Origin of the sequence: Dasania marina DSM 21967 (assembly GCF_000373485.1) — a bacterium.
GTDB classification, from domain to species: Bacteria; Pseudomonadota; Gammaproteobacteria; order Pseudomonadales; family Dasaniaceae; genus Dasania; species Dasania marina.
Genome location: NZ_KB891576.1, coordinates 555886 through 581160 on the forward strand (window position 1 = coordinate 555886; position 25275 = coordinate 581160).

Here is a 25275-nt window from a genome sequence, read left to right on the forward strand (position 1 = left end):
GTTATCCTTTTTTGCGAATTTTGTGAAAGTCGATCACCAGCCATAACGCCTGCTTGGTGAAAAACTTTCCTCTTCGCAAGTCGTTATGCCCCTTGTTCACACCATTGAGTAAATCTAAGTCATTAACTACTTTATGCATAATAATGATAAATAATAGGTTGTTCATATGACGCGTTTACTGGCTTTAATTCTTGCCTATTTTTTCTTGGCTTTGGCGATAGTAGGCGTATTTCTCCCGGGTTTACCCACGGTTCCTTTTTTGCTTTTAACAGCGTGGTTTGCCGCTAGAGGTTCTGACCGTTTACATGGTTGGCTATACGCACATCCACATTTAGGTAAGTTACTTATTGATTGGGAGCAACAAGGGGCGGTGTCGCGCACCAGTAAAGTAATCGCCGTATTGATGCTGATTATTAGCTGGGCTGTAATGCTTAATCGTTTAGATAATATTTGGCTACTAACAGCTATCGCCATTTTATTTATTACCATAGCGATGTATTTAATCAGTAGGCCAGAGCCCCATAAAGCGGGGTAGTTTATATGCCTGAAGAATATTTATACTATTTCAAAAAAACGCGAAAACAACGATCTGCGCTGTTTATTAGAATGGGCGTGGCTGCTTTAGGCTATATAGCCGCACTTTATTGGGTTGAATATTACACGGACTTTACTGTACCTGAGGATTTTCACACTATAGCTGTTATCGCATTCTCATTAGCATCCCTCATCTTATTTTATATTGCATGGTGACATATCAAGCACCCAGCAACCTATGAGGCATACATTACCAGTAAAGAACTTTCAGTAAGCTACCCCGAATCTCTGTCATGGTCTTTCAAGGTGAACGTTGCAGATATTAAACGTATTGAACATAGACAAACCCATGCTAGCGGTGGGAAATCTATTGTAAGGACAGGGGCGCTGATGAAAAACAGGGATTTTCATCAGATAAGTATGAACTATGGCAACAACGTTAATGAGATGTTTAAAGTTCTTCAGTCTATTAATCCAGAAATAACCTTCCCTAAAACCATCAAAACAACTTTTCATCTGTTTGGTAAAAAATAAAGTAATACCTAACAGCTGCTTAAACAACATAGTTGCCAACAGACAAGACCTACCGGATGCGTTAAAGCCCGCTATTTAGCCACCCGTTCGCTACTGAGGTGCTTAGTCTGTTAAACCAGCTCACGCTTCTCACGTCGGGCAGCTCGAATGTCTTTCACTGTGGCCACGCCAATAACCGCCAGCACGGCCAGCGACACCAACGGCCAGATAAGTACATATAACGCCAATATAAATGTTTCCATATTTATTCCTCTTTCCTAGTTGCTGCGCAAGCAGCGCAGCAACGGATGGATTGAATGCAACTCAAGCCTGAACGGCCGGTTTAACCGGGTCGTAGTTAATGACTTGCTGATCGATCTGGGAGAAGTCAAATTTGCTAGAACTCAGCAGGCTAACAACAACGCAGACTATGGTGCTGACACCATAAGCCATTAACGATGCCAGCAACACGGTGTAGTCCCGCAGAAACCCGACGCAAAAAATCGCCAAACCTATAGCACCGAGCGCGCCGATAATTAGCCCTACACGGCGCCCGCAAAAACCAAATGCCATTAAGCCCAGCACTACCCCGCCGCCTACGGCTGCCAGTAACTCGAACAGTACCGGGATTACGCTAACCATTGGCAGCAGCTCAAAACGGGCGATGCAAAACATCACCAGCCCGGTAACAACCGATGAGGTGAAGGCTGCGTTGGTGACTCGATTCCAGAAACAGCTGGCGATTACCGGGAAAACAATCGCACCCCAGAGTGCGCCAACAAAGACTAGTAAGATCAATATATCCATTGAAAAGCTGGCGAGAATCACCCCGATCAGCGTTGCAACTATCATGGTTAGCCTACCAATGAACAGCATTTTGGTGGGGTCAGGTTTGTTTTTGGCAATATTCTTGCCATACACATCGGCCATCACAATCGCCGACATGGCGGAAAGATCCGAGTCGGCGGTTGAGGAAAGTGAACCAATAACCAAAATAAAGAACATCCCAATAAACACCGGGGATAGGTACATTGAAACCATTTGTGGTATCAAGTTGTTCATGTCGCCATCAATAGGCTCCATGCCGGTCATCAGGGCCATCAAGCCAATCATACCCAAGCCAATAACAATGGCGCCGTAGCCAATAGTAGCGGTGATAAAGGTCGGTTTGATATGGTCTTCACGCACGGCGAATAGACGCTGGGAGATGGTTTGGTTGCCTATGGCATAAGCCAGCACCGCAACAAAGAAAGGCGCACCCTGATTGAGGATGGCGTCCATAGAGAATAAATTCGCCTGCTCTGGCGTGAGCAGGCTCATGCCGTCCGCTAGTGTTTGTGGCCCGCCTAGCGAGAATAGCACTGCAGGAATAATCAGAATCGCAACTGCCATCATGGCCATTAGCTGGGCAAAGTCCGTGAGTACCGAGGCGCGAAAGCCCGACCACAACGTGTAGGACAACACACCGACCCCAGCAACTATTACCCCAGTTTGAAAGGACAAGGGCGACAGTACTGAGACCAATGCACCTGAAGCGGTGAAGTTGACCATCAGGCTAATGATACTGCCCAAAATATTGGACGATGCGAGTATCAACTGGCTGGATGAGCCATGCCGGGCATGGATAAGCTCACCTAGGGTGTGCGCATTGGGTGCCAGCTCACGGAAGCGGCGACCAAAGGGATAAATAAATAAAATCATCAGCGCGCCCCACAAGCCGTAATGCAAGGGGCCGGAAATACCGTAGGTATAACCCGAGGTGGCGGCACCATAGAACGAGGCTGCCCATATCCAGGTAGCTGTCATACTGGCGGCACCGAGACCAAAGCCGATCTGATGATTGGACACCATGAAGGCGTCAGTATTTTCCTTTTTCTTCTTGATCAGCAAGGTTAAAAGATAAGTGCCGCCGTAAAAGGCGACCAGTAAAACGATGACTGTTAACGTCGAGAACTGATAGAAACTTTCTTCGTTCATTGAATACCTATAGGCTTTGCAGCCCGATCATTCTTTACAGCAACCAGTATTCCATGTGCGAAGCGGCCACTAAAAGACGTAAAAAACAGTACATCTTTCTAGATATATCTGTAGTGAGATGACGACCGCGATTGGCGGCCTATATACTAAAAATGCAAGAGTTCGGCGTTGCAAACGCCGTGGTAACAGCGGACCAGATTAACGTACACCGTGAATAGTAATAATGCACTGGCACGGCTGATCCGGTGGTGTACCCTACACTTTCAAGCTAGTTCCGTCCACACATGCCCCCAATAGGCCCGGCATGCGTACATAAAAATAAGTACTCTGTATTGCTGCAAATTCGTTAAATAATGCTATTTATTAAGTCACTGAATGGCTTATGTCGTTATACTAAAAAACAAACTACTAGAAAAATATATGTTAATAATATCTGCCACAGCTACGCTATTCATTGTGATAGCCACTGCACTACCGCTGCTGAAACACACCCATTGGCTAGTCAGGGGGATGGATTTTCCGCGCCTACAAATTGCGTCAATTGCTATGGGCGTGCTTATTGTTGAGTTTATTTTTCTCGACCTGCAAAGGCCTATCACTGGGTTGCTAATCGCTACCACAGCCTTATGCTTTTTTTGGCAGCTATGGTGGATATTACCTTATACCCTGATCTGGCCTAAGGAGGTTAAAGCCACCAACGCTCTTGACCCTAACAGCCAGCTTAGCGTCATCACTGCCAACGTACTGAAAACAAATCGCAATAGTGATGCGCTAATTGATATTGTTGCAGCCTATAAGCCCGATATTCTGGTAACTTTAGAATCAGATACGTGGTGGCAAAACAGGCTTAAGGTATTGGAAGCTGATATGCCTTACAGCGTTAAGTGCCCGCTGGATAATCTCTACGGCATGCACGTTTATTCTAGGCTGCCTTTTAGCGAAGAAAAAATATCTTATCTGGTTGAAAAGGATATTCCATCCATACATTTAGCGCTGGAGCTACGCACAGGTGATAAAGTGCGTATGCATTTTGTCCATCCGGCACCACCCAGCCCAACTGAAAACGCTGAATCGACAGAGCGAGATGCTGAGTTGATTACCATTGCTAGAAGTATCGCGGAAACCGCACAAGCCGTTATCGTAACGGGCGATCTCAATGATGTTGCTTGGTCCGCCACCACCAGACTTTTTCGTAAAATTAGCGGCCTACTTGACCCTCGCGTAGGTCGCGGTATGTTTAATACTTTTCATGCAGCTTATCCTTTTTTGCGCTGGCCATTGGATCATATCTTTCACAGCTCGCACTTTACGGTAAAAAATATACAGCGGCTGCCATCAATGGGCTCCGATCATTTCCCATTATTTACCCTGCTTGTGTTTAACCCTGCAGTGGAAGGAAGTCAAAAAGGATTAACCGCTAATCACGTGGATCATGCTCAGGCTAAAACTGTCTCTGAAGAAAAAGGCGCACGTAAGCAAGATGTGCCAACGCCAAATAAATAAAACCCCTTGAAATTTTATTGCTTAAACTGAGATTATATATGTGCTGCAACCATGTCTCGCAATCGCATATCGCCAGATAGCAAAACACCAACAATTACCTACTGTTAAAAATTTCTGCAAGCGCATCATTCTGGGCGGCTCTGCCCTTAAAGGTTTTCCAACAAACCAGGACGGCGCTTATATAAAACTGCTCTTGCCTGATAATCACCAGCATTCAGCGGCGACACGAACATACACTGTTCGCAACTACCGAGAAGCCATTAATGAGCTAGATGTCGATTTTGTGCTGCACGGCGACGGCGGGCCGGCTTCAGCCTGGGCTGGAAGGTAACCCTTCAATTTGGGCTGCTTGTGAATTTAGCGAAATGCGTGCTCTGCGCCGCTATTTTAAACAGCAGAAAGAGGTAGCGAAAAAAGCACTTTATGTCTCCAGTTACTGGAAACGCGGGCTGAGTGAAGAGCTGCATAAAAAGGTGAAGCGCACAGGCGCCGAATCATCTGGCTGAGCGCCGTGTTAAGCAATAACCGTAATCGACCTCTAGCAACTACACCTAACAGCTACACCGGGATTATCTATTAAGTAGATAATAATCAATATTTAGAACGTAGAGCTAACCGTGAGAGTGATGCTAAAGGGCTACCCGCTACATGCAATGCCGCTGTTATCTGCAGCTTCGAGTAGATATTTCATCTTAACGGCACCCATAACGCTTTGCATAATACATGCGCACAAAGCAAAAATAACAATATACTCACTGCTTGTTACCCTAGGTATAGCGGCCTATTAACCCTAAGCAGACTCCTAATCTATAGGCTATGCTTAACAAATGGCTTATATGAAATAGATATTGCCTAAATAGTAAGCATCTGTGGTATCGTTGGGTACGCTAAGATGAAAGGCCAAAAACGTGTATAATAGCGGCGATATGTTGTTGTATACCCGCCACATGTCTTTCTCCAAGATTTTAGCTTTATATTCGAACTGGTGAATTCGGATGTAATTTTTATATTTCACCAACAATTATGAGTAAAGAAGATGAGTAAAGGTACAGTTAAGTGGTTCAATGCCGATAAAGGTTTCGGTTTTATTACACCTGAAGATGGCAGCAAAGATTTGTTTGTCCACCATTCAGAAATTCAAGCTGGCGGCGGTTACGCAACATTGAATGATGGCCAAGCTGTTGAATTTGAAGTTGGCCAAGGTCAAAAAGGCCCATGTGCTAATAAAGTGGTTCCAATTTAAGCTCCGGAACATTACTAACAAAGGCAGTCGGGCGGTTTTTCGTCCGCTGCCTTTGATTTTAAGCTAGCCCCCCCTCCTCATCTCTACCGAGATTCGCTTGCTGATACTCAGCAGCACTTGCAACATATCATAAAAAAATAGTCCTATTGGCGAACAGGGTAATTCGTTGATGCAGTCACACCTATTGGTTTTTAAACATAAGTAACGACGAGATGAATACCTCAACTGTAGGCGTTATTGGCACGTCAAGAAAAGAGGATGAACGACGCTAGCTTATCCATCCTGAGCATTTGCTACGTATTCCTGAAGCGCTACGCCACCAACTCATATTTGAGCAAGGTTACGGCCTCCCCTTTGGTATCACCGATTCGGAAATTGCGGCCCTGACCGGCGGTATTGCCACCCGCCACGCGTTACTGGCCGATATAGGCATGGTTTTATGGCCAAACCCGTATTAGCTGATTTACATCAGCCGTGGTGCCATATACGCGTCCAAGGCCCATGGGCTTCTTTTTTGCCAAACCCACTACCTTCAAGCACCCTATGCTCACCTATGATCACCTATGAAACCACCGATTACTACGCCGTGGATCATGCCCCTAGCTATTTTTAGGAAAGCGTCACACGGTCAATTTCTGCGGCGTTCATTGTAAATTTACCGACGGTACTAGCGGGCCGTGATAGCTGGCATGAAGATGACACTATTCGACAGGCTATCAAGATTAAAGATGGTGTAATTCAAAACACCGCTATACTGTCATTTCAAAATCGTGCAGCGACTTACCCCCATCAGTTGGTAGGCCCAACGGATATTATCCCCCCTAAGCATGTTGCATGATCACTATCAGCCGCCACTAGGGCTTGTGGCTGAAACCTCTATTAGAGATTAACCAACGGTAGCCATATGAAAAAAGTATTCGTCGTTGGCGCCAGTGGCGCTACCGGTAAGCTACTCGTTGCGGACTTACTGCAACAAGGCTTGCAGGTTGTGGCTATCGTCCGCCCTTGCAGCTCTTTAATCAGCGCCGTTGAAAATCATGCTAACTATTGTGAAATACCCGCCAGTATTACCGAGCTATCAGAGCAACAATTGCTTAGCCACCTTAACGGTTGTGATGCGGTATTTTCCTGCTTAGGCCACAACTTAACGCTCAGAGGTATATTTGGCGAGCCACGGCGCCTAGTCACCGACACGATCAAAAAAGTGTCTCGTGCTATTGAATCCTTAGCGCCAGCTACGCAGCTTAAAATTATCCTGATGAGCAGTTCAGGGAATAGTAATCGTGACATCCCCGAAAATCCTCCGCTATCGCAGAAGCTTGTTATCGCAGTGTTACGTGTATTGCTTCCCCCTCATGTTGATAACGAGCAAGCGGCTGATTTTTTACGGATCAGTATTGGCCAGAATCATCCGTATATAGCTTGGGCAGCAGTAAGGCCTGACAACCTTTGCGATGAAGTAGCGGTGTCTGCTTATAGCATTCACGCCTCCCCAACCAAAAACGCCATTTTTGATTCAGCGCCCACCAGCCGTATTAACGTCGCCAACTTCATGGCTAACTTAGCCACTAACACTGATTTATGGGCAGCATGGAAAGGCAAGATGCCCGTAATTTACAATGATGTATAAAAATGAGGCCGCATCGTCATGAGAGGACAATTATTTAAGCTCTGGGACCGCATTCGCTCCAGTTTCTGGTTTATTCCAGCGCTGATGGCCGCTGCCGCAGTGGCGCTGGCCTGCTTGAGCGTCATCATAGACGAGCCAATAACTCAGTGGCTGGCGCTCCATTTTAGCTGGACCTTCACCGGTGGCGCAGAAGGGGCTAGCGCCGTACTAGGCGTTATCGCCGGATCGATGATTACCATCGGTGGCGTAGTTTTCTCAATGACGCTGGTCACCCTCTCCTTAGCCTCATCACAATTGGGCCCTCGCCTACTGCGCAGCTTTATGCGCGATACCACCACACAGCTTGTGCTTGGCACGTTCATCTCCACCTTTTTATACTGCCTGATTGTCCTCCGCACCATCCGCCACGGGGAGGATATCCTTTTCGTACCTCACCTATCGGTCACCCTAGGCGTGCTACTCGCGGTGATGAGCGTGGGGGTATTCATTTACTTTATCCATCACGTATCCGTATCTATCCAAGCCAATGAGGTGGCTGGGCGTATTGGTAGCAAATTGATCGAGGGCATAGACTCGCTGTTCCCAAGCAAATCCGGACAAGAAGAACCACAGCCGCCGGTGAAGCTTCCCGATGCAGCCTTCTTCGAGGCGTTCGATCAGGAAGCTCGGCCTATCAGTGCTTGTGGTGACGGCTACCTCCAGTTTATCGATGCGGAAACCTTGCTTGCGCTGGCCATAGAGGAGGACCTCATCATTCAACTGCAGCAAAGGCCGGGAAACTTCGTCATCGACAGCTGCCCGCTGGCGCTAGTTTGGCCGGGACACAAAGTAACCGATAAGCTCATAGGGCAGATCCAGCTTCTCTTCGTTCTGGGACGCCAGCGGACTTCGGGCCAAGACATAGAATTTGAGGTAAACCAATTGGTAGAGATTGCCGTTCGAGCCCTCTCCCCAGGCATAAACGATCCGTTCACCGCAATCACCTGTGTAGATCACTTAGGGTCCGCGTTGTGCCGCTTGATATCACGTGATATACCGTCACCTTATTTACACGACCACCAGTATCAGCTACGGGTGATCACAGCTGTCGACACCTTTCCGGGGATAGTCGCTGCCGCCTTCGATCAAATCCGGCAATATAGCCGCTCTAGCGCCGCGGTAAGCATACGCTTGCTAGAAGTTATCGCTGTGGTCGCAGGGTTTGCACAGCGAGCCGAAGACCGTGCCACGCTCTTACTGCACGCTGATATGATTGCCCGAGGCGCTAGTGAGGGTTTGCCCGAACCACAGGATAGGCTAGCAGTGGAGCAGCGCTACCAAAAGGTAAAAACCTCATGCCGTGAACAGGCTTAGCGCTGCCACCGAACAGCAACGGATACAGCACCACTGTAAAAACCCTATCACTTTGCCGTTACCCAAAAAAATTTATTATCAAAAAAACGTAACGCTATAATCAGTAATATTAAACACCACACAACGGTCAATAATTATGAAACATTTCTTCCTATTATTCGCCTTAACCCTTTTCAGCCTCTGCAGCTACGCCCAAAACGAACACAGCGCAGCCAGCGCTTATGTCAGCCAAGCCAGTGACGTACAAGTTAGCGGCAGCGGTGTGGTGATAAAACTATTGGCCGACGATACCGTAGGCTCACGCCATCAACGCTTTATACTTAAACTGCCCGATGGTCAGACCTTATTAATTGCTCATAATATTGATTTAGCGCCCAAGCTTAGTAGCCTTGCCATAGGTGACCACGTTGAGTTTTACGGCGAGTACCAATGGAACCGCAAAGGCGGCGTTGTACATTGGACTCATCACGACCCCGCAGGCCGCCACCCCAATGGCTGGCTAAAGCATAAAGGCATGACTTACCCTTAGCACCGTTTATATAGCTGCCACCGTCGCAACTAGCGCGCCCATAAACGCACTAGGTATTTCTCTAGCTCTACAATAATTAACACCGGCAAAGCCGATAAAATAATGATTAACCAGTCAAAGCCACCAATGGATGCTAGGCCGAATAATTGTTGGGTATAGGGCAGGTAGGTAAAGGCAACTTGCAACACTAACACGGTAACAATGGCGTATGCCGCAGGCTGTATACCCTTCAAAAAATGCTTATTAAAAATAGATAGGCTGAGAAAGCGGCAATTAAGCAAGTAATATACTTCTATCATCACTAGGGCATTAATGGCGATGGTTCTCGCGAATTCTATAGTCACACCTTGGCTGCGATAATAATAAAATAATGAGAACACCACTGCCGCACCCGCCACCCCCACCAACAACATACGCCCCAATAAACTGGCACTAAAAAACCCTAGCCCATAAGGCCTAGGGGGGTTATTCATAATATTAGGTTCTGAACGTTCGAAGGCTAAGGCCAGGGCTAAGGTGACGGTGGTAATCATATTAACCCACAGTATTTGCGCAGGCGTAATAGGCATGATGCTGCCCAGCATAATAGCGCTAATAATCACCAGCGCCTCAGCCAAGCTGGTGGGCAATATAAAAATAATGGACTTAACGATGTTGTCATAAACGGTGCGCCCCGCTTCAACAGCGCGGGTAATGGTGCTGAAATTATCATCGGTTAAAATAAAATCTGCCGCCTCTTTTGCGGCATCGGTGCCTTTGCCACCCATGGCAACGCCTATATTCGCTTTTTTTAATGCGGGCGCATCGTTAACACCATCACCCGTCATTGCCACTACATGCCTATTGCGCTGCAAGGCTGCCACCAGTTGTAATTTATTGGCTGGGCTGGTGCGCGCGAACACATCGGTATTTTCTACTGCTAGGGCTAGGCTGGCATCGCTGAGCTTATCGAGATCACTACCGGTCAGCACCTTAGTGGCGTTTAAGCCTAGCTCATTAGCGATGGCGGCGGCGGTAACGGGGTTATCGCCCGTTATCATTTTGACCTGTATTCCCGCCGCCCGACACAAGCGAATGCTGGCGATAGCTTCCGGGCGGGGCGGATCACTAATCCCCACTAACGCCGCCATCACTAAACCCTGCTCTACATCTTGCGGGCACAAAGCCTCGGGGCGTTTGTTGCAATCTTTATACGCCAAGGCCATAACCCGCATACCGCGCTGCGCCATATCATCGATAGCCTGCTGCCATTGCTCGCTAGCTATCGCTACCAGCCCCTGCGGCCCTAACTCTTGTGTGGCATAGCTAAGCAGACGTTCTGGCGCACCTTTAACCATTAAACGGTTCAGGCCGGCATTATTATGATGCAGCGTTGCCATGTAACGGCGTTCACTATCAAAGGGCAGTATATCGAGGCGCGGCCAATCATTGAGCGTCTGCTGTAACTCCAGGCCGTGCTTCATCGCCATCACTAATAAGGCGCCTTCGGTGGGGTCGCCGTGCAGTAACCACTCACCCTGCTCGCATAACACATTGGCATCGTTACAGAGCATGGCAATTACGCTGGCTAGTGTGAAACTGCTAGCGTGATCCAGTGACAGCTTTTGCTGTGTATCAGCGTTAGCTATGTCTCCTTCCGGCTTATACGCCTCACCGCTGATGAGGTAGCGTTGATGTTGGCAAACCGCTACACGTGCAGTCATTGCATTGGCGGTTAAGGTGCCGGTTTTATCGGTACAAATTACATCCACCGAACCCAACACCTCTACCGAAGGTAGGCGCCTCACCAAGGCATTGTTGGCGGCCATACGCTGCACACCTATAGCTAGAGCAATCGTCACTATGGCTGGCAAACCTTCGGGTATAGCAGCAACGGCAATACCTATGGCCGCCTGAAACATATCGTCAAGGCCATAACCATGTAGATACACGCCCCAGCCTACCGTGACCAGCGCCACCAACACGATGACTACGCTTAGCTGCCGGGCAAAAACGCTGAGTTGTTTTTGTAGTGGTGTCAGCGGCATTTCTACTTGCCCGACTAAATCGCTAATAGCACCAATTTCTGTTTGTAAACCGGTGCGGGTAACCACCGCTCTTGCTAAACCAAAGGTCACCATGGTGCCCATATAGGCCATGTTTTTACGCTCGGCCAAGGGGGTTTCTACCGGTAGTGGTTGCAGATGCTTATCCACCGGTTGCGACTCACCAGTTAACGCTGACTCATCGCAGCGTAGGTCTTTGCAAAAAAACAGGCGCATGTCGGCAGGCACTCTATCCCCCGCCTGCAGCATCACCACATCACCCGGCACCACATCGGCACTATCTATAGAAACTAACACCCCTGTACGCATCACCATACAACGGGTTTTGGCCATGGTCATAATGGCCCTAAGGGCATCTTCGGCTTTACCCTCTTGAATAAATCCCACCAAGGCATTAACCACTACCACCGCCACAATCACCCCGCAGTCAACATAGTGCTGCAAGGCGGCACTCACCAGCGCACTCACCATCAGCACATAAATAAGTACATTGTGAAATTGTAATAACAAGCGTCGCCATGCGGGGTTGGCAGCGGCTAAAGGCAAGCTATTGGCACCGTGTTGCTGCCTACGCCGTGTTGCCTCGGCATCGGTTAAGCCCTGCTCTGAACTTTGCTGCACGCTAAGAACTTCAGCCGCTGGCTGGGCATGATCGACTAGCTGGTTTAACTGACTATCGCTGTGCATACGCCCGCCTATAGACTGTAATGAATATACAAGTTTAACCATTGCACCAAAAAAATAGTTTGATGAGAAACAAATGACTATCGAAATGTGGGCTTAAGCAATAAGCCCTTACCCAGCTATAACAGTGCTGCTAGGTTTTTAACCGTAACCGACTATTGCCACCACTGATATAACTATAAAATAGCGCAGGCCAAATTGCCTATGCACAAACTTGAGAGTACTTCATGATTAGCGCTTCCACACTAGCCGTTTTTATACCGACATTTTTCGTGGTGTCAGCCACCCCCGGTATGTGTATGGCGCTGGCCTTAACCCTGGGTATTAGCCTAGGCCTGCGGCGCACCCTGTGGATGATGTTGGGTGAGTTAGCGGGTGTGGCAATAGTGGCTGTTGCGGCGGTGACTAGTGTGGCCTCTATCATGCTGCTATACCCCATGGCCTTTGCCGCGTTAAAAATACTAGGCGGTAGTTATTTACTTTTTTTGGGCTGGCAATTTTGGCGCGCCCACAGCAGCGTTGCTATACAACTTGATGGCAGCAGCAGTAACTTAAGCGCAGGCAGCTTAATGATGCAGGGCTTTGTTACCGCCATAGCCAACCCCAAGGGCTGGGCTTTTTTTATTGCCCTGCTACCGCCTTTTATTAATCAAGATCTGGCTCTGCTACCGCAGCTGAGCATACTGGTGGCCATTATGTTGAGCATGGAGTTTATCTGCATGATGCTTTACGCCTTGGGCGGCAAAACCCTACGCCAAGTCTTAATGAAAGAAGGCGGCCTAGACTGGCTTAACCGCATAGCCGGTAGCCTAATGCTGGCGGTTGGCATTTGGCTAATGGCCAGCTAGGCTTTTATAGGCACAACTATAGATGCAACGGCCTAGGCCCTATTAAGGCAGCAAGTTTAGCGATAAAAAAATTAGGCAAGGATGCTAACAATGAGCTTACTCCCCTCCCCTTAAACCGATGAATGAATGTAAATACGCAAGCTATAACCCTGGCCATAAATAAGGTTATAGCCATGACATTCGCTGACTAAGTGCACATCCCAATTGCAAAAAACTTTGCTATTATAGGCACTGTTTTTATGTGGCGTTTTTACTAATAAGGAATAGGTAGCTCTGCAATGATCAAAAGAATGACCCTCATGTTAGTTGCTGTCACCATTATCTTTGGTGGCATTTTTGGATTTAAATGGTATCAAGGGGTCATGATGGGCCAGTACTTTGCCAGTTTTCGCCCCCCTCCGGTTACCGTTTCTACCGCTACCGCGCAGCAACAAAGCTGGCACCCCTATCTTACCGCCATAGGCACACTGCGAGCCCGTTACGGGGTGAATATCAGCGCCGAAGTTGAAGGCATCGTTAAGGCTATACGGTTTAACTCTGGCCAAGAAGTTGGCAAGGGCGAGCCCTTACTAGAGCTGGACGATGAAGTAGAGCAAGCCAACCTGCGTATTTTTCAAGCCCAGTTAAAACTCAATCAATTAAATTACGAGCGCGATAAAGCCCTAATCAAAAAACAGCTAGTGTCCCAAAATCAATTTGACCGCAGCTTTGCCGAATACAAAGAAACCCTAGCCAAGGTTGAGCAAACCAAAGCCAGCATCGCCAAGAAAAAAATTCTCGCGCCCTTTAGCGGCCGCATGGGTATTTTGCAGGTGGACTTGGGCCAATATATCGATTCAGGCACTAGCATAGGCTCGCTGCAATCTGCGCAAACCATGTACCTAGACTTTAGCCTGCCCGAAAAAAACCTTACCCATCTTTTTATAGGCCAAACGGTGAAGTTTGCGGTGTCGGCTTACCCTGGCGAAATATTTGAAGCGCAGCTAGCGGCGATAGATTCCAAGGTGGATATTAATACCCGCAGCCTGCAAGTGCGCGCCCATGTCGATAATAGCCAGCAGCAATTAGTGCCAGGCATGTTTGCCGATGTCACCCTAATACTAGAACCTGCGCAAGCGGTGGCCGTGCTACCCGCCACCGCAGTGAGTTACTCGCTGTATGGCAAAGAGGTATTTATTGTTAGCGAGCAACAAGGCGACGATGGCAGCAGCCAGTCAATCGTCAATCGTCAGCGTGTCACTACCGGCCAACAACAGGGTGATTTAATCGCCATTACCGAGGGCGTGCAGCCCGGCCAGCAAGTAGTTATCGATGGCCAACTCAAACTCAATAACGGTACCGAGATCGCCATAGCGCCAGCATTGAGCAGGGAGTAGCGCCATGAAATTTACTGACGTATTTATTACCCGGCCGGTATTGGCCAGTGTGGTGAGCTTTTTTATTTTGTTAATAGGCTTTAACGCTTACGAGCAACTAGGCATACGAAAATACCCCAAAATTGAAGACGCCGCTATTACCGTTAGCACCAGCTATGTAGGCGCCAGCGCCGACCTAGTGCAGGGCTTTATCACCACCCCTACCCAGCAAGCCATAGCCAGCGCCGAAGGCATAGCCTATATCACCTCTACCAGTAACAGCGGTGTTTCTACGGTAGTGGCCCATATACGCCCCGACTACAACGCCGACAAGGCGCTCACCGAAATCGTCGCCAAAGCCGCCGAGATACGCGGCGAGTTACCTGACGGAGCTAAAGACCCGGTCATCACCAAAGGCAACCAGGAAGGTACAGCGCTGATGTACCTCAGCTTTAGCCACCCCAGCATGGCACCTGAAGAAATCACCGACTATTTAAAACGCGTGGTGCAACCGCAGCTGTCGACCATAGAAGGCATGGGCGCGGTACAGTTTTTTGGGGGCCGTAATTTTGCTATGCGTATCTGGTTAGATCCCACCCGCATGGCCGCTTACAATATTACCGCCGCAGAAGTTAACAGCGCCCTGCGCCGTAATAACTTTTTATCCACCGCCGGTGAAACCCGCGACCAACTCTCGGTCACCCAGGTTAAAGCCGACACCAACCTCAGCAGCATTGCCGAGTTTGAAAACATCGTGCTGCGCAATGAAGGCGATCGCCTAGTACGTATTAAAGACATTGCCGAGGTTAGCCTCAGTGCCGACAGCTTTGATATGTCGGCCTTTACCAAAGGTGAGCCTGCGGTGATGCTGGGGGTTAGCCCCACCCCCGGCGCCAACCCCTTAGACGTAGCCAAGCTGGTGCGCAAGGAAATGCTCAACATACAACAACAGGTGCCCGACGGCATGATTGCCGGCATCAGCTATGACGTATCCTTATTCATTGAGTCATCCATTAAAGAAGTACTTACCACCTTGGTAGAGGCCTCACTTATTGTAGTGGTGGTGGTGTTTTTATTTTTAGGGCAACTGCGCTCGGTGATTATTCCGGTGGTGGCGATACCCCTATCCTTGGTGGGTACCTTATTTTTAATTTGGATGCTGGGTTACTCCATCAACCTGCTCACCTTACTAGCGCTAGTATTGTGTATAGGCTTGGTGGTGGATGACGCCATCGTGGTGGTAGAAAACATACACCGCCATATAGAAGAAGGCCATAGCCCCAAGCAAGCGGCATTAATGGGTGCCCGCGAAATTGCCATGCCGGTCATCTCTATGACCTTAACCCTAGCGGCGGTGTATGCCCCGCTGGGTTTTTTGGCGGGCTTAACCGGTACCCTGTTTAAAGAGTTTGCCTTTACCCTAGCGGGCTCGGTGATCATCTCGGGCATTATCGCCCTCACCTTGTCGCCTATGATGTGCTCTAAGCTACTGGTCAAAACAAACCACCAAGGTTTTGCTGGCCGCATAGACGATGCCTTTGAGCAGCTAATGGCCAAATACAAAAGCCTACTGCGCGGCAACTTACGATACCGCCGGGTTACCTTGGTATTTGCGATACTCATTTTATTAACCATACCGCCGTTAATGATGGTGTCGCAATCGGAGCTGGCCCCCAACGAAGATGAAGGCTTTATGCTTATTGTCAGCGCTGCGCCACAATATTCTAACCTAGCGTATATGGAGCAAAACACTCGCCAGTTTGAGCCTATCTATCAACAGTTTCCTGAATACCAAAGCTCATTTTTATTAAACTCTGGTGCCAATGTAGGTGACACCTTTGGCGGCATGCTGCTGAAAGATTGGAGCGAACGCGAGCGCAGTATTTTTGACATGCAGCAGGAGCTACAAGGCAAGGTCAGTAAAATTCCCGGCATTAATGCCTTTGTTATTTTACTGCCACCCCTGCCCGGCTCCGGTGGCGGTGCCGCTGTGCAATTGGTGATTAAATCCGTGGCCGATCATAAGCAACTGGCGCAGGTTAGCGACCAGCTATTAGAAGCCGCCCGCAACAGCGGCCTATTTATGTTTATTGATAGCGACTTAAAATTTTCTAAGCCCGAGCTGCAAGTGTCCATAGACAGAGACAAGGCCGCGCAGCTAGGTATTAGTATGGAAGAAATTGGTACTACCCTGTCCACCCTGTTGGGTGAAGGTGAAATAAACCGCTTTGCCCTTAGCGGACGCAGCTATAAAGTGATCGCCCAAAGCGCGCCTGAATCCCGCAACGATAAAGACTGGCTGGGCCGCTATTACTTGCGTACCGCCTCCGGTGAGCAAGTACCACTGTCGGCGGTTATCGACATAGACACCACCGTGCAACCGAAAAGTCTTAACCAGTTTCAACAACTTAATGCCGTTAAACTGGAAGGCGCGCCCGCCGCGGGGGTAAGCCTAGGGGATGCCTTAGACTTTTTAAACCAGCAAGCCCAAACCCTATTACCTACCGGCTTCCAATTGGATTATGACGGCCAGTCGCGGCAATACTTTCAAGAAGGTGGCCAGCTATACGGTATCTTTTTCATTTCGTTAATCGCCATTTATTTAGTATTGGCGGCGCAGTTTGAAAGCTACCGTGATCCTTTTATTATTTTAGTGAGTGTGCCGCTATCTATATGCGGGGCGTTAATCCCTATCGCCTTAGGTTTTGCCTCGCTGAATATTTACAGCCAAATTGGTTTAATCACCTTAATCGGTTTAATCAGCAAGCACGGTATCTTAATTGTTGAATTTGCCAACCGCTTAACCCAGCAAGGCTACAACGTGCAAGAGGCGGTGATAGAAGCTGCTACCGTGCGCCTACGGCCCGTGCTAATGACTACCGCCGCGATGGTGTTAGGTGTTATGCCGCTAATCTTTGCCAGCGGTGCCGGTGCGGTTAGCCGCTACAGCATAGGCTTAGTGATCGCCACAGGCATGACTATAGGTACCTTGTTTACCTTGTTTGTAGTGCCGGTGATGTACAGCTATTTAGCGCGTGAGCATGAGCCGGTTGAGGTGTTAGATGAATCATCTGTAGCTGCCCATTAAAAAATGGCTAGGTAATTATTGAGGACCAATAATATCGCGTAGCAAGCACAACATTATATTTCACTTCCAAGTTGTCGTACCGGCCTCGAGCCGGTACCCAGAAAGCTAATAGTCAGAAACACATTTTAGCGAGCACACATCACCTGCAATTTTTAAATAACACGTGAATTTTATCTATTTATGGCGCCACTATTATTATAGTTTTATACCCAAAGCGCTAAAGGTCGAATAATCAGGATAGCCATCCGCAACTAAGCCCTGTTGTGCTTGAAAATTTTGTAAGGCCTTTCTAGTCATAGAACCGATAATGCCGTCAGCCTTGCCTACCTCAAAGCCTTGCTCATTCAAAGCTGATTGCAACTCGGTGACTAGCGCCGGGGTTATACGAGGTGTTTTTGTCTGCAAAGAAACATGCAAGCTGCCCCCCCCTATGGTTCTATCCGCGAGATGGCCCACCGCAATCGCATAGGACTCTGAATTATTCCAGCGCATAATCACTTTAAAGTTGTCATAGGTAATAAACGCGGCCCCGGTATGGCCCATGGGCACTAGTATAGAAGCAGACATATCATAGCCGCCCAAGGCTGCGCCATTAGTGCGCGTAACGCCTTGTTGTTGCCAAGCGCTTAAAACCTCTGAATGTTTTAAGCCTGTTAAACGATAATCAAAAGCCGCGGGTAAGATTACCTCCCTACCCCAGCGCTGTTCCTTTTGCCAACCTAGTGCTTTTAAAAAATTGGCCGCCGACGCCAAGGCATCTTTTTGACTACGCCACAAATTAATTTGGCCGTCGCCATCACCATCTATAGCGTAGCGCTCGTAAGCCGAAGGCATGAATTGGGTGTGGCCCATAGCACCCGCCCAAGACCCCTGCATCTCATCAACGCTGAGTTTTTCGCGGTTAAGCACACGCAAAGCCGCCATTAATTCGGCGGTAAAATACGTTTTTCTACGCTCATCACAAGCCAATGTCGCCAGTGAATTTAAGGTAGGCATTTTACCTAGGTAGCCGCCAAAGTTTGTTTCCAACCCCCAAAAAGCAATAATGTATTGCCCCGGCACACCATACTTTATGGTTAATTGCTGTAAGAAATCACGGTGCTCAGCAAATTGTTTTCGTGCCTGCTGTATGCGCTGCGGAGTCACTCTTTTGTCAAAGTAATCCGCGAAGGTTTGGGTAAACTCTGGCTGGGCGCGATCAAACTTAAGCACACGGGGTTCAAGCTGCAGCTGCCCCACCACGGTAGTCACCAGCCACTCTGGCAACTGCTCCGCACGGGCCTGCTGTTGAAACTCCACAATACAGCTGGCAAATGATTGTTCTTGAGCACGCAGCGGTAAGCTAACACTCAAAATAAAGCTGGTTATCAATAAAACTATAGGTTTCACTCTGTAGCCTTTTTACGTTTATGGATTAATAAAAATAAGGTTTACCATACTGACAGTGATACTAGCTATGCGATGATAAGTAAGTCGCAACCGCAGCATCTATATCGGCTTGATAACGCAGCTCCAGCGCTGATCGCTCATCATCAAATGCCTGTTGCTGTGAAGGCGTCAGGGCCTTCCAATTATCTAAGATAGGAATATGGGCGGTAGCCAATGCTAATGCATCAAAGGGCTTAAAAAAGGCCTGTTGTTGCTCGCCTACAGGCAATGCTAGGCGATAAGACATAATACGAATGGCAGCTTCCGTAACAGACACCTGGCCTTGCGCTACAACACGTAACATGGTCAGGATATTTACCCTAGCGGCATCCTCAGCTTCACATTGCTGCTGCGAGGTAACCTTAAGCGCCTCGGCCTGTGCCTTTTTTTGCTTAAACACCAAGCGCCATGAATAAATGGCGTAGGCAGTTAACGCAATAATAATGACTGCAGCCAGTATCAGATACAACATAACGGACATTTACAACAACCTCTTTTAGCAAAGCCAATCACAGCGACTTATCACTGTAAAACCCTGCTGCCAGCTTATCGCAATACGCCGGTAGGGTCGATGCTCTTTACTAACCCGCCACATCAACATTGCGACTCACTATAAACAAACTAAAATGACTGCACGGATTATCATTAAAGGCCTAGCCATAGCTTATGAATACGCAACAACTCCATTTCAGCACAGCGCCTACTATAGCGCCGGCATTGCTAAAAGCACTGCTAATGCCACGCAAAGGCTTTAACAGCCAGCAAGGCCTACCGCCGCTAGAGGCCCACTGGCAAAATGCTACGGTGGACAAAGGCAAGCTAGACCATTATCTAGCCCTATTGGCCATAGCCCCAGCAAGCACACTGCCTATTTTATACCCACACGTCTTGGCCGGTAGTATGCATATGCATTTATTAACCCATAGGGATTTCCCCATACGCTTGCTAGGTGCAGTACACCTAAAAAATCGCATTATTCAACAACAGGCCATTAGCATAGACGCGGTGATGGACATACATTCCAAAATGGCAGCCTACCGCATAACCGAGAAGGGTTTAGAGTTCGACTTCACTACCGAGATCAACGTGGCAGGCCAACAGCAATGGCATGAAACCACTACCTATTTTAAAGCCGGCCCCTTTAGCCGCCACGATCCTGTTAGCAGCGACAACAGCTTCGAATTAAATAAGCTAGAACACGCTAACAAAATAGCGGAATGGGCCATCCCCAAAAATAGGGGTAAACGCTACGCGAAAATCACTGGCGACTACAACCCCATACACATGTCATCTTTGCTGGCAAAACTCTTTGGTTTTAAAAGAGATATTGCTCACGGCTTTGGTGTATTGGCTCAAGCCTTAGATCAGGCCAGTAAACACAATGAAAACATTAACCATGATGCGATCAACCATCAAATCACACAAGTAGACGTCATCTTTAAAGGCCCCGTGTATCTGGAAAGCAAGGTGAATTTACAGCAAGGCAAAGCGCTTAATGATTCGCGCTTTGATGCGTATTGTGGCGAAAACCCAAAACCTAGTATTTGTTTGGCCATCACCAACACGCAAGTATAAATAGCTCCACGAACAAGACTGCTTGTTACAAGAGACTCTGCGCCTATGCCCCATAGGTTAGGTGACAGGCATATAGGCTTGCAGGATCAGGTTTATTGGTCATCGTAAGCATTCATGCCACCTGCCATAGCACAAGCGGGCAGCGCTCATCCGTCTCTCCTACAGACACAAGCCCTAGCAATGCGTGCAGCCCCGGTCATTTTGGCTATATTTTCAGCAATCACAGCTCATGGCTGCACTAAAAACAGAAAAAATATTCTTTTCATGGTTAATATTTAACCTTTTGCTCGCAAAATCGAGTATCATGCGCACCCCGATTTTTGACTGGCCTAGTAAAGGCCGATACATTGCTACCACCCACAGGACAGACTTAATGCTTGCAGTAAAAAACCTAGAAAACCTTATTAAAGTAGAAAACGAATTAAAAGCGCAGTACGAAGACAAGCTTAGCAACCAAGCCGCAGAGATAGATAAAGGCCTAGCCAGCATTAGTGCGCTAGAAGCCACCATCGCCAAGCAGCAAGAAAGCCTACTAGAATTATCCAGCAGCGTCGCTGACAAGAAACGCTTAGAGCAAAGCAATCGCGAGCTAAGCAACCGCACCAGCAAGCAGCAAGACGAAATAGACGAGCAGAAGAAACGCATCAAAAGCCTGCAAAAAGAGTTGGCTGACGCCCGCGCAGACGTTAAAAAGCTTAACCAGCTAGATGCCGAAAAACTGAAGAAGAACCTGGTTGCCAACAAGAAAAAACTGGCTGAAAAAACTACCAGCAATGATTTACTGCAAAAATCTATTAACAAAACTAAAAGCGAAAACAACGAGCTAGTACGTGAAGTTGCCGAGCTAAAAGCTAAGTTAGCTGAGCTAGAACCTGAACTACAGCCCGAACAAGAAGCTGAAGAAAACGCTGCTTAAGCTAAGCGTCTAACTATTGTTTGATAACGCCAGCTTATGCTGGCGTTTTTATAACTGAAGAATACTATGAGCAAAAGCTACGCCTGTATAGGCTTACAAAATCCTAAGTCCCCCGAAAATGTCGGCTCAGTCATGCGCGCTGCAGGTTGCTATGGGGTAAACTCAGTATTTTATACTGGCCGCCGCTATGATGTAGCCAAACCCTTTTATACCGACACCCAAAATGCCTACCAAAAATTGCCCTTAATAGGCGTGGAAGACTTAGCCAGCGTGGTGCCTTTAGGCTGTGTACCGATTGCAGTAGAATTGGTGGCTGGCGCCAAACCCCTGCCCAGTTATAAGCATCCACCCCGCGCTTTTTATATTTTTGGCCCCGAAGATGGCAGCCTAAGCAAAGCAGTCACAGATTTTTGCAGCGAAACCATTTATGTGCCCACTGATGGCTGCATGAATTTAGCCGCCACGGTCAATGTTATTCTATATGACAGGCTGGCTAAAGGTGACGACTTTTCCTACCACCATGCAGCGCTGAAGCATCAGTCCTAGGCCGCTAAGCGTCTAGTCATATCCATACTGATACTAACACCCCTATTGACCACAACACTAAGGCCAAACTATGCGAGACGTAGCCATTACCCACCAGCCGGTAGAGTTATATAAAATTCTGAAGTTTGAAGGCATGGTACGCAGTGGCGGCGAAGCTAAAATGTTTATCGCCGAGGGAAAAGTGTTGGTTAACGGAGAAATAGAAACCCGCAAGCGCAAAAAAATTGTTGCGGGTGACAGCATACAATTATTTGATGAATGTATACGGATCTGTTTAGACGAGTAAGCTGCTAGCTAGCACGCATCCGCATCAAACCTTCCTGGGCGCTAGAGGCGATCAACTGGCCGCCACGGGTATAAAAGCTACCACGATTAAAACCTCTGGCATGAGCCGAGCACGGGCTGTCCATGTGGTAGTAAATCCAATCATCCACTCTAAAGTCGATGTGAAACCACATCGCGTGATCTAAGCTCGCGGCCTGTAAGCCTTTGCTTAAAAACCCTATTGGATGTGGATATAAGCCCGTTTCCATCAAGCCCCAATCAGAAATATAGGTCAACAAGGTGCGATGCAAAGCCGGATCATTGGCCAGCTCGCCATTAAACTTTAACCAAAAGCCACGCTGAGGTTTTTCTATAGTCGGATCTATCGGGTTGCGTGGGTTTACCGAGCGCAAATCCACCACACCATCGGGGATGATGGCTAATACTTTTTGCAACCCGGTATTGGGAAACAGCCGCCCTACCAACTCATTATCGCCCTCCAGATCTTCCGGTGGCGGCACCTCTATAGGTAAATCTATTTGGTGCTCTAAGCCCGGCTCTACTGTTTGAAAAGAAACCGCGCAGTTGAAAATTGCTTTACCGTTTTGTATGGCGACTACCCGGCGAGTAGAAAAACTACCGCCGTCGCGTATGGGGTCTACGTCGTAAATAATAGGCCTATCTTGATCGCCTCTACGTAAAAAATAGGCGTGCAGGGAATGTGGGTGACGCTGTGGATCTACTGTGCGAGAAGCAGCATTGAGTGCCTGCGCTAATACCTGTCCACCATATACCTGTGGCAGTGGTAGCTTCAGGGTCTGCCCTCTAAATAACAGGGTATCTAGCTGTTCTACCTGTAAGTTTTTTAATAAGTCATCGATACCAAACATAGTAAGCCTTTGCAATTAGCCGTTCATTATCATGTAAAGCGGCTTACATCATACGGAAGCGAGTAATCAACGACTAATGAAAAAACAATTTAGCGAAATAAAAATTTATTTGGTTAATTTTGCCAATAGCTCTGTGATTATTTGCTCTTGATTTTTACCATTACAATCAATTATCAAGTCGGCATACTGCTTATATAGTGCTTCGCGCTCGGCAAATAAATCTTGCAGGCTTTGCCCAGGTAAACTGGCAATGCCACGGGTATCAAAATTATGGATACGCCTACGCAGCTCATCTAGGTCGGCATGCAAATACACCACGGGACCTAAGCTTTTTAATTTTTTCATACCCCAAGCACTATAGACGGCACTGCCGCCGGTAGCAATCACGTGGTGCGACAAGTCCACGCTGAGTAATACTTCTTCTTCTATACGCCTGAGATTGAGATAATCCGACTCATCTAAAATATCTTGTAGGGTTTTTCCTTCACGCAATTGAATCAATACATCGGTGTCGACAAAGTCTCTGGCGGTTTCCTTTGCTAACAAAACACCTATGGTGCTTTTGCCCGCACCAGGCATACCAATTAAAATAACACTGCCCTGACCTATCACGACGACAACTTCCTCATTTTCAAAAACATCAACATTCAATAATACTCACCGGCACCGCCAGCACATTAACCGCTAAACCGCCGCGTGAGGTTTCTTTATATTTGTCCTGCATGTCACGGCCGGTGTCACGCATGGTTTTTATCACCTGATCTAAACTCACAAAGTGATTGCCATCGCCGCGCAAGGCCATACGCGCAGCGGTTATCGCTTTAACCGCCCCCATGGCATTGCGCTCTATGCAAGGTACTTGTACCAAGCCCCCTATAGGGTCGCACGTTAAACCTAGGTTGTGCTCCATGCCTATCTCGGCGGCATTCTCTACCTGCTCTGGCGTGCCACCTAAGGCATCGGCCAATGCGGCGGCGGCCATAGAACAGGCCGAACCCACCTCACCCTGACAGCCCACCTCAGCACCACTGATAGAGGCATTGGTTTTATACAGTATACCTACTGCCGCCGCGGTTAATAAAAACCGTGGCGCATCGGCTACGCTGGCACCCGGGGAAAAATCCAGATAATAACGCAATACCGCCGGAATAATACCCGCTGCACCATTGGTAGGCGCGGTCACTATGCGGCCACCCGAGGCGTTTTCTTCATTAACAGCCAGGGCATACAGGCCCACCCAGTCCATTACATTAAGTGGGTCATCGGCCATGTTGCAGGTTTTTAACTGCCTATATAAATGGGCTGCACGACGTTTAACTTTTAAGCCGCCGGGCATTATTCCCTCGGTGCGGCAGCCCTTCTCTATGCAGGCATTCATCACCTGCCAGAGATAGAGCAAACCTTCATTGATCTCAGGTTCAGTGCGCCAGGCCTTTTCGTTCTCCATCATCAAGGCGCTAATCGATAAACCCGACTCAGCGCAGCGCTGTAGCAATTCGGCCCCAGAACTAAAGGGATAAGGCACCGGTGTATCGTCCTCAACAATAAACCCTTCCTCCGCTGCCGACTCGTCTACCACAAAGCCGCCACCCACAGAATAAAAGCAGCGCTCAGACAACACCGCACCCGCGCCATCGTAGGCGGTAAAGGTCATACCATTGGAATGAAAAGGTAGCGATTTATTGCGGTGCATAAACAAGTCTTCGGCGTAATTAAAGCCTATCTCATGCTTACCCATTACGTTGATGCGACCACCTTCACGCACCGCACTGAAGCGCTGAGCTATGCTGTCTATGTCTACGCTTTCAGGGCTATCACCCTGCAAACCTAAAATCACCGCCTTGCCCGAGCCGTGGCCGGCGCCGGTAGCACCCAAAGAACCAAACAGCTCCGCCTTTAAGCGCGCGACTTGGCTAAGCTGGCCGCTGTCATCTAAGGCCTGCGCAAAGGTTAGCGCCGCTTTCATGGGGCCAACGGTATGCGAGCTGGACGGCCCTATGCCCACTTTAAATAATTCAAACACACTGATGGCCATCGATCTTATCCTCTTTTTTATTATTGACCCTGCCTCAGCACAACGAGACAGCAGTAATTGTCAGGCACACAAACACCAAGCGCACTATTGTGCACCCTAAAAGCGCTGCACCACAAGTGCCTATTTTTTATGACAAGATATTGATTTAAAAGAAGTTTTAACAAAAACAACAGGAAAAAGACTATTTCTGAAATGCACGACTAAAAAGTCGCTATACAGCGGGGAAGTAGATGAACAGCAGTAACAACAAGTATTTTATATGAGATAGAGTAGCAGATTAAAATAATGCCCGGTCCAAATCTGGCCCGGGCATTACTAG

Annotated in this window: 27 protein-coding genes; 18 read left to right on the top strand and 9 right to left on the bottom strand. The window is 48.1% G+C overall.

Annotation, left to right across the window (positions count from 1 at the left end):
- Position 1: 1 nt before the first annotated feature.
- The gene (locus B067_RS21780; RefSeq protein WP_019529376.1) at positions 2-166 is read right to left on the bottom strand and encodes a hypothetical protein; all 165 of its coding nucleotides are present in this window, start codon (positions 164-166) and stop codon (positions 2-4) included.
- Here B067_RS21780 and B067_RS0107070 point away from each other — a divergent pair, their 5' ends adjacent.
- From B067_RS0107070 to B067_RS0107080, 3 genes are all read left to right on the top strand, one after another.
- Positions 167-535, top strand: coding sequence for a YbaN family protein (locus B067_RS0107070; protein WP_019529377.1), 369 nt, complete (start codon positions 167-169; stop codon positions 533-535).
- Between the two features lie 5 nt (positions 536-540).
- Positions 541-750: a hypothetical protein gene (locus B067_RS0107075; RefSeq protein ID WP_019529378.1), complete on the top strand. Its 210-nt coding sequence runs from the start codon at positions 541-543 to the stop codon at positions 748-750.
- Between the two features lie 90 nt (positions 751-840).
- Positions 841-1068, top strand: coding sequence for a hypothetical protein (locus B067_RS0107080; RefSeq protein ID WP_019529379.1), 228 nt, complete (start codon positions 841-843; stop codon positions 1066-1068).
- Positions 1069-1178: 110 nt separating this feature from the next.
- Here the strand turns inward: B067_RS0107080 and B067_RS22110 are convergent, their stop codons facing one another.
- Entirely contained in the window at positions 1179-1310 is a 132-nt protein-coding gene (locus B067_RS22110) for a putative transporter small subunit (protein WP_019529380.1), read from the bottom strand.
- 61 nt (positions 1311-1371) lie between these two features.
- Complete coding sequence (locus tag B067_RS0107090) at positions 1372-3024, bottom strand: sodium:solute symporter family protein (protein WP_019529381.1); 1653 nt, start codon at positions 3022-3024, stop codon at positions 1372-1374.
- Positions 3025-3444: 420 nt separating this feature from the next.
- Between B067_RS0107090 and B067_RS0107095 the strand changes: the two genes are divergently transcribed.
- The 8 genes from B067_RS0107095 to B067_RS0107135 all read left to right on the top strand — a co-directional run bounded on the left by B067_RS0107095 (position 3445) and on the right by B067_RS0107135 (position 9282).
- Positions 3445-4527 (top strand): endonuclease/exonuclease/phosphatase family protein, encoded by a 1083-nt coding sequence (locus B067_RS0107095; RefSeq protein WP_026244491.1) that lies wholly within the window; start codon positions 3445-3447, stop codon positions 4525-4527.
- Between the two features lie 40 nt (positions 4528-4567).
- Complete coding sequence (locus tag B067_RS22010) at positions 4568-4858, top strand: siderophore-interacting protein (protein WP_205619945.1); 291 nt, start codon at positions 4568-4570, stop codon at positions 4856-4858.
- A gap of 34 nt (positions 4859-4892) precedes the next feature.
- The gene (locus B067_RS22320) at positions 4893-5033 is read left to right on the top strand and encodes a hypothetical protein (protein WP_420806523.1); all 141 of its coding nucleotides are present in this window, start codon (positions 4893-4895) and stop codon (positions 5031-5033) included.
- A gap of 530 nt (positions 5034-5563) precedes the next feature.
- Positions 5564-5770 (top strand): cold-shock protein, encoded by a 207-nt coding sequence (locus B067_RS0107110; RefSeq protein WP_019529385.1) that lies wholly within the window; start codon positions 5564-5566, stop codon positions 5768-5770.
- A 439-nt stretch (positions 5771-6209) separates the two neighbouring features.
- Positions 6210-6383 carry a hypothetical protein gene (locus tag B067_RS22020; protein WP_019529387.1) on the top strand — a complete coding sequence of 58 codons (174 nt, stop codon included), beginning with the start codon at positions 6210-6212 and terminating at the stop codon, positions 6381-6383.
- Between the two features lie 291 nt (positions 6384-6674).
- Positions 6675-7400 (top strand): NAD(P)H-binding protein, encoded by a 726-nt coding sequence (locus tag B067_RS0107125; protein WP_019529388.1) that lies wholly within the window; start codon positions 6675-6677, stop codon positions 7398-7400.
- 18 nt (positions 7401-7418) lie between these two features.
- Entirely contained in the window at positions 7419-8753 is a 1335-nt protein-coding gene (locus tag B067_RS0107130; protein WP_019529389.1) for a DUF2254 domain-containing protein, read from the top strand.
- Positions 8754-8889: 136 nt separating this feature from the next.
- Positions 8890-9282 carry a DUF3465 domain-containing protein gene (locus tag B067_RS0107135; RefSeq protein ID WP_019529390.1) on the top strand — a complete coding sequence of 131 codons (393 nt, stop codon included), beginning with the start codon at positions 8890-8892 and terminating at the stop codon, positions 9280-9282.
- A 29-nt stretch (positions 9283-9311) separates the two neighbouring features.
- Here the strand turns inward: B067_RS0107135 and B067_RS0107140 are convergent, their stop codons facing one another.
- The gene (locus B067_RS0107140) at positions 9312-12056 is read right to left on the bottom strand and encodes a cation-translocating P-type ATPase (protein ID WP_156820773.1); all 2745 of its coding nucleotides are present in this window, start codon (positions 12054-12056) and stop codon (positions 9312-9314) included.
- A gap of 182 nt (positions 12057-12238) precedes the next feature.
- On the opposite strand from B067_RS0107140, the gene B067_RS0107145 reads away from it, so the two are divergent.
- From B067_RS0107145 to B067_RS0107155, 3 genes are all read left to right on the top strand, one after another.
- Positions 12239-12859 carry a LysE family translocator gene (locus B067_RS0107145; RefSeq protein ID WP_019529392.1) on the top strand — a complete coding sequence of 207 codons (621 nt, stop codon included), beginning with the start codon at positions 12239-12241 and terminating at the stop codon, positions 12857-12859.
- Between the two features lie 299 nt (positions 12860-13158).
- Positions 13159-14235 carry an efflux RND transporter periplasmic adaptor subunit gene (locus tag B067_RS0107150; RefSeq protein WP_169335556.1) on the top strand — a complete coding sequence of 359 codons (1077 nt, stop codon included), beginning with the start codon at positions 13159-13161 and terminating at the stop codon, positions 14233-14235.
- Positions 14236-14239: 4 nt separating this feature from the next.
- Positions 14240-17302: an efflux RND transporter permease subunit gene (locus B067_RS0107155; protein WP_019529394.1), complete on the top strand. Its 3063-nt coding sequence runs from the start codon at positions 14240-14242 to the stop codon at positions 17300-17302.
- Between the two features lie 195 nt (positions 17303-17497).
- On the opposite strand, the gene B067_RS0107160 is transcribed toward B067_RS0107155, so the two are convergent.
- Entirely contained in the window at positions 17498-18691 is a 1194-nt protein-coding gene (locus tag B067_RS0107160) for a lytic murein transglycosylase (protein WP_019529395.1), read from the bottom strand.
- A 61-nt stretch (positions 18692-18752) separates the two neighbouring features.
- Complete coding sequence (locus B067_RS19860) at positions 18753-19211, bottom strand: DUF2489 domain-containing protein (RefSeq protein WP_083921377.1); 459 nt, start codon at positions 19209-19211, stop codon at positions 18753-18755.
- Between the two features lie 185 nt (positions 19212-19396).
- Between B067_RS19860 and B067_RS0107170 the strand changes: the two genes are divergently transcribed.
- The 4 genes from B067_RS0107170 (at position 19397) to B067_RS0107185 (ending at position 22053) form a co-directional block, all read left to right on the top strand.
- Positions 19397-20305 (top strand): MaoC/PaaZ C-terminal domain-containing protein, encoded by a 909-nt coding sequence (locus B067_RS0107170; protein ID WP_019529397.1) that lies wholly within the window; start codon positions 19397-19399, stop codon positions 20303-20305.
- 373 nt (positions 20306-20678) lie between these two features.
- On the top strand, positions 20679-21221 hold the full coding sequence (locus tag B067_RS0107175; protein WP_026244494.1) for a hypothetical protein: 543 nt from the start codon (positions 20679-20681) through the stop codon (positions 21219-21221).
- Between the two features lie 66 nt (positions 21222-21287).
- Positions 21288-21767, top strand: a complete 480-nt coding sequence (locus B067_RS0107180; protein WP_019529399.1) for an RNA methyltransferase — start codon at positions 21288-21290, stop codon at positions 21765-21767.
- Positions 21768-21837: 70 nt separating this feature from the next.
- Positions 21838-22053 (top strand): RNA-binding S4 domain-containing protein, encoded by a 216-nt coding sequence (locus tag B067_RS0107185; protein ID WP_019529400.1) that lies wholly within the window; start codon positions 21838-21840, stop codon positions 22051-22053.
- A gap of 4 nt (positions 22054-22057) precedes the next feature.
- On the opposite strand, the gene B067_RS0107190 is transcribed toward B067_RS0107185, so the two are convergent.
- The 3 genes from B067_RS0107190 to B067_RS0107200 form a co-directional block, all read right to left on the bottom strand.
- Positions 22058-22921: an acyl-CoA thioesterase gene (locus tag B067_RS0107190; RefSeq protein WP_019529401.1), complete on the bottom strand. Its 864-nt coding sequence runs from the start codon at positions 22919-22921 to the stop codon at positions 22058-22060.
- 105 nt (positions 22922-23026) lie between these two features.
- The gene (locus tag B067_RS0107195) at positions 23027-23572 is read right to left on the bottom strand and encodes a shikimate kinase (protein WP_019529402.1); all 546 of its coding nucleotides are present in this window, start codon (positions 23570-23572) and stop codon (positions 23027-23029) included.
- The gene (locus B067_RS0107200; protein WP_019529403.1) at positions 23562-24956 is read right to left on the bottom strand and encodes an L-serine ammonia-lyase; all 1395 of its coding nucleotides are present in this window, start codon (positions 24954-24956) and stop codon (positions 23562-23564) included. Before B067_RS0107200 ends, B067_RS0107195 begins: the two co-directional genes overlap by 11 nt.
- Positions 24957-25275 lie beyond the last annotated feature (319 nt).

What these genes read in the sequence shown, in the direction of transcription:
- B067_RS21780 (WP_019529376.1), bottom strand. Translation starts at nt 166, where the DNA reads ATGAACAACCTATTATTTATCATTATTATGCATAAAGTAGTTAATGAC.
- B067_RS0107070 (WP_019529377.1), top strand. Translation starts at nt 167, where the DNA reads ATGACGCGTTTACTGGCTTTAATTCTTGCCTATTTTTTCTTGGCTTTG.
- B067_RS0107075 (WP_019529378.1), top strand. Translation starts at nt 541, where the DNA reads ATGCCTGAAGAATATTTATACTATTTCAAAAAAACGCGAAAACAACGA.
- B067_RS22110 (WP_019529380.1), bottom strand. Translation starts at nt 1,310, where the DNA reads ATGGAAACATTTATATTGGCGTTATATGTACTTATCTGGCCGTTGGTG.
- B067_RS0107090 (WP_019529381.1), bottom strand. Translation starts at nt 3,024, where the DNA reads ATGAACGAAGAAAGTTTCTATCAGTTCTCGACGTTAACAGTCATCGTT.
- B067_RS0107095 (WP_026244491.1), top strand. Translation starts at nt 3,445, where the DNA reads ATGTTAATAATATCTGCCACAGCTACGCTATTCATTGTGATAGCCACT.
- B067_RS22320 (WP_420806523.1), top strand. Translation starts at nt 4,893, where the DNA reads ATGCGTGCTCTGCGCCGCTATTTTAAACAGCAGAAAGAGGTAGCGAAA.
- B067_RS0107110 (WP_019529385.1), top strand. Translation starts at nt 5,564, where the DNA reads ATGAGTAAAGGTACAGTTAAGTGGTTCAATGCCGATAAAGGTTTCGGT.
- B067_RS22020 (WP_019529387.1), top strand. Translation starts at nt 6,210, where the DNA reads ATGGCCAAACCCGTATTAGCTGATTTACATCAGCCGTGGTGCCATATA.
- B067_RS0107125 (WP_019529388.1), top strand. Translation starts at nt 6,675, where the DNA reads ATGAAAAAAGTATTCGTCGTTGGCGCCAGTGGCGCTACCGGTAAGCTA.
- B067_RS0107130 (WP_019529389.1), top strand. Translation starts at nt 7,419, where the DNA reads ATGAGAGGACAATTATTTAAGCTCTGGGACCGCATTCGCTCCAGTTTC.
- B067_RS0107135 (WP_019529390.1), top strand. Translation starts at nt 8,890, where the DNA reads ATGAAACATTTCTTCCTATTATTCGCCTTAACCCTTTTCAGCCTCTGC.
- B067_RS0107140 (WP_156820773.1), bottom strand. Translation starts at nt 12,056, where the DNA reads ATGGTTAAACTTGTATATTCATTACAGTCTATAGGCGGGCGTATGCAC.
- B067_RS0107145 (WP_019529392.1), top strand. Translation starts at nt 12,239, where the DNA reads ATGATTAGCGCTTCCACACTAGCCGTTTTTATACCGACATTTTTCGTG.
- B067_RS0107150 (WP_169335556.1), top strand. Translation starts at nt 13,159, where the DNA reads ATGTTAGTTGCTGTCACCATTATCTTTGGTGGCATTTTTGGATTTAAA.
- B067_RS0107155 (WP_019529394.1), top strand. Translation starts at nt 14,240, where the DNA reads ATGAAATTTACTGACGTATTTATTACCCGGCCGGTATTGGCCAGTGTG.
- B067_RS19860 (WP_083921377.1), bottom strand. Translation starts at nt 19,211, where the DNA reads ATGTCCGTTATGTTGTATCTGATACTGGCTGCAGTCATTATTATTGCG.
- B067_RS0107170 (WP_019529397.1), top strand. Translation starts at nt 19,397, where the DNA reads ATGAATACGCAACAACTCCATTTCAGCACAGCGCCTACTATAGCGCCG.
- B067_RS0107175 (WP_026244494.1), top strand. Translation starts at nt 20,679, where the DNA reads ATGCTTGCAGTAAAAAACCTAGAAAACCTTATTAAAGTAGAAAACGAA.
- B067_RS0107180 (WP_019529399.1), top strand. Translation starts at nt 21,288, where the DNA reads ATGAGCAAAAGCTACGCCTGTATAGGCTTACAAAATCCTAAGTCCCCC.
- B067_RS0107185 (WP_019529400.1), top strand. Translation starts at nt 21,838, where the DNA reads ATGCGAGACGTAGCCATTACCCACCAGCCGGTAGAGTTATATAAAATT.
- B067_RS0107190 (WP_019529401.1), bottom strand. Translation starts at nt 22,921, where the DNA reads ATGTTTGGTATCGATGACTTATTAAAAAACTTACAGGTAGAACAGCTA.
- B067_RS0107200 (WP_019529403.1), bottom strand. Translation starts at nt 24,956, where the DNA reads ATGGCCATCAGTGTGTTTGAATTATTTAAAGTGGGCATAGGGCCGTCC.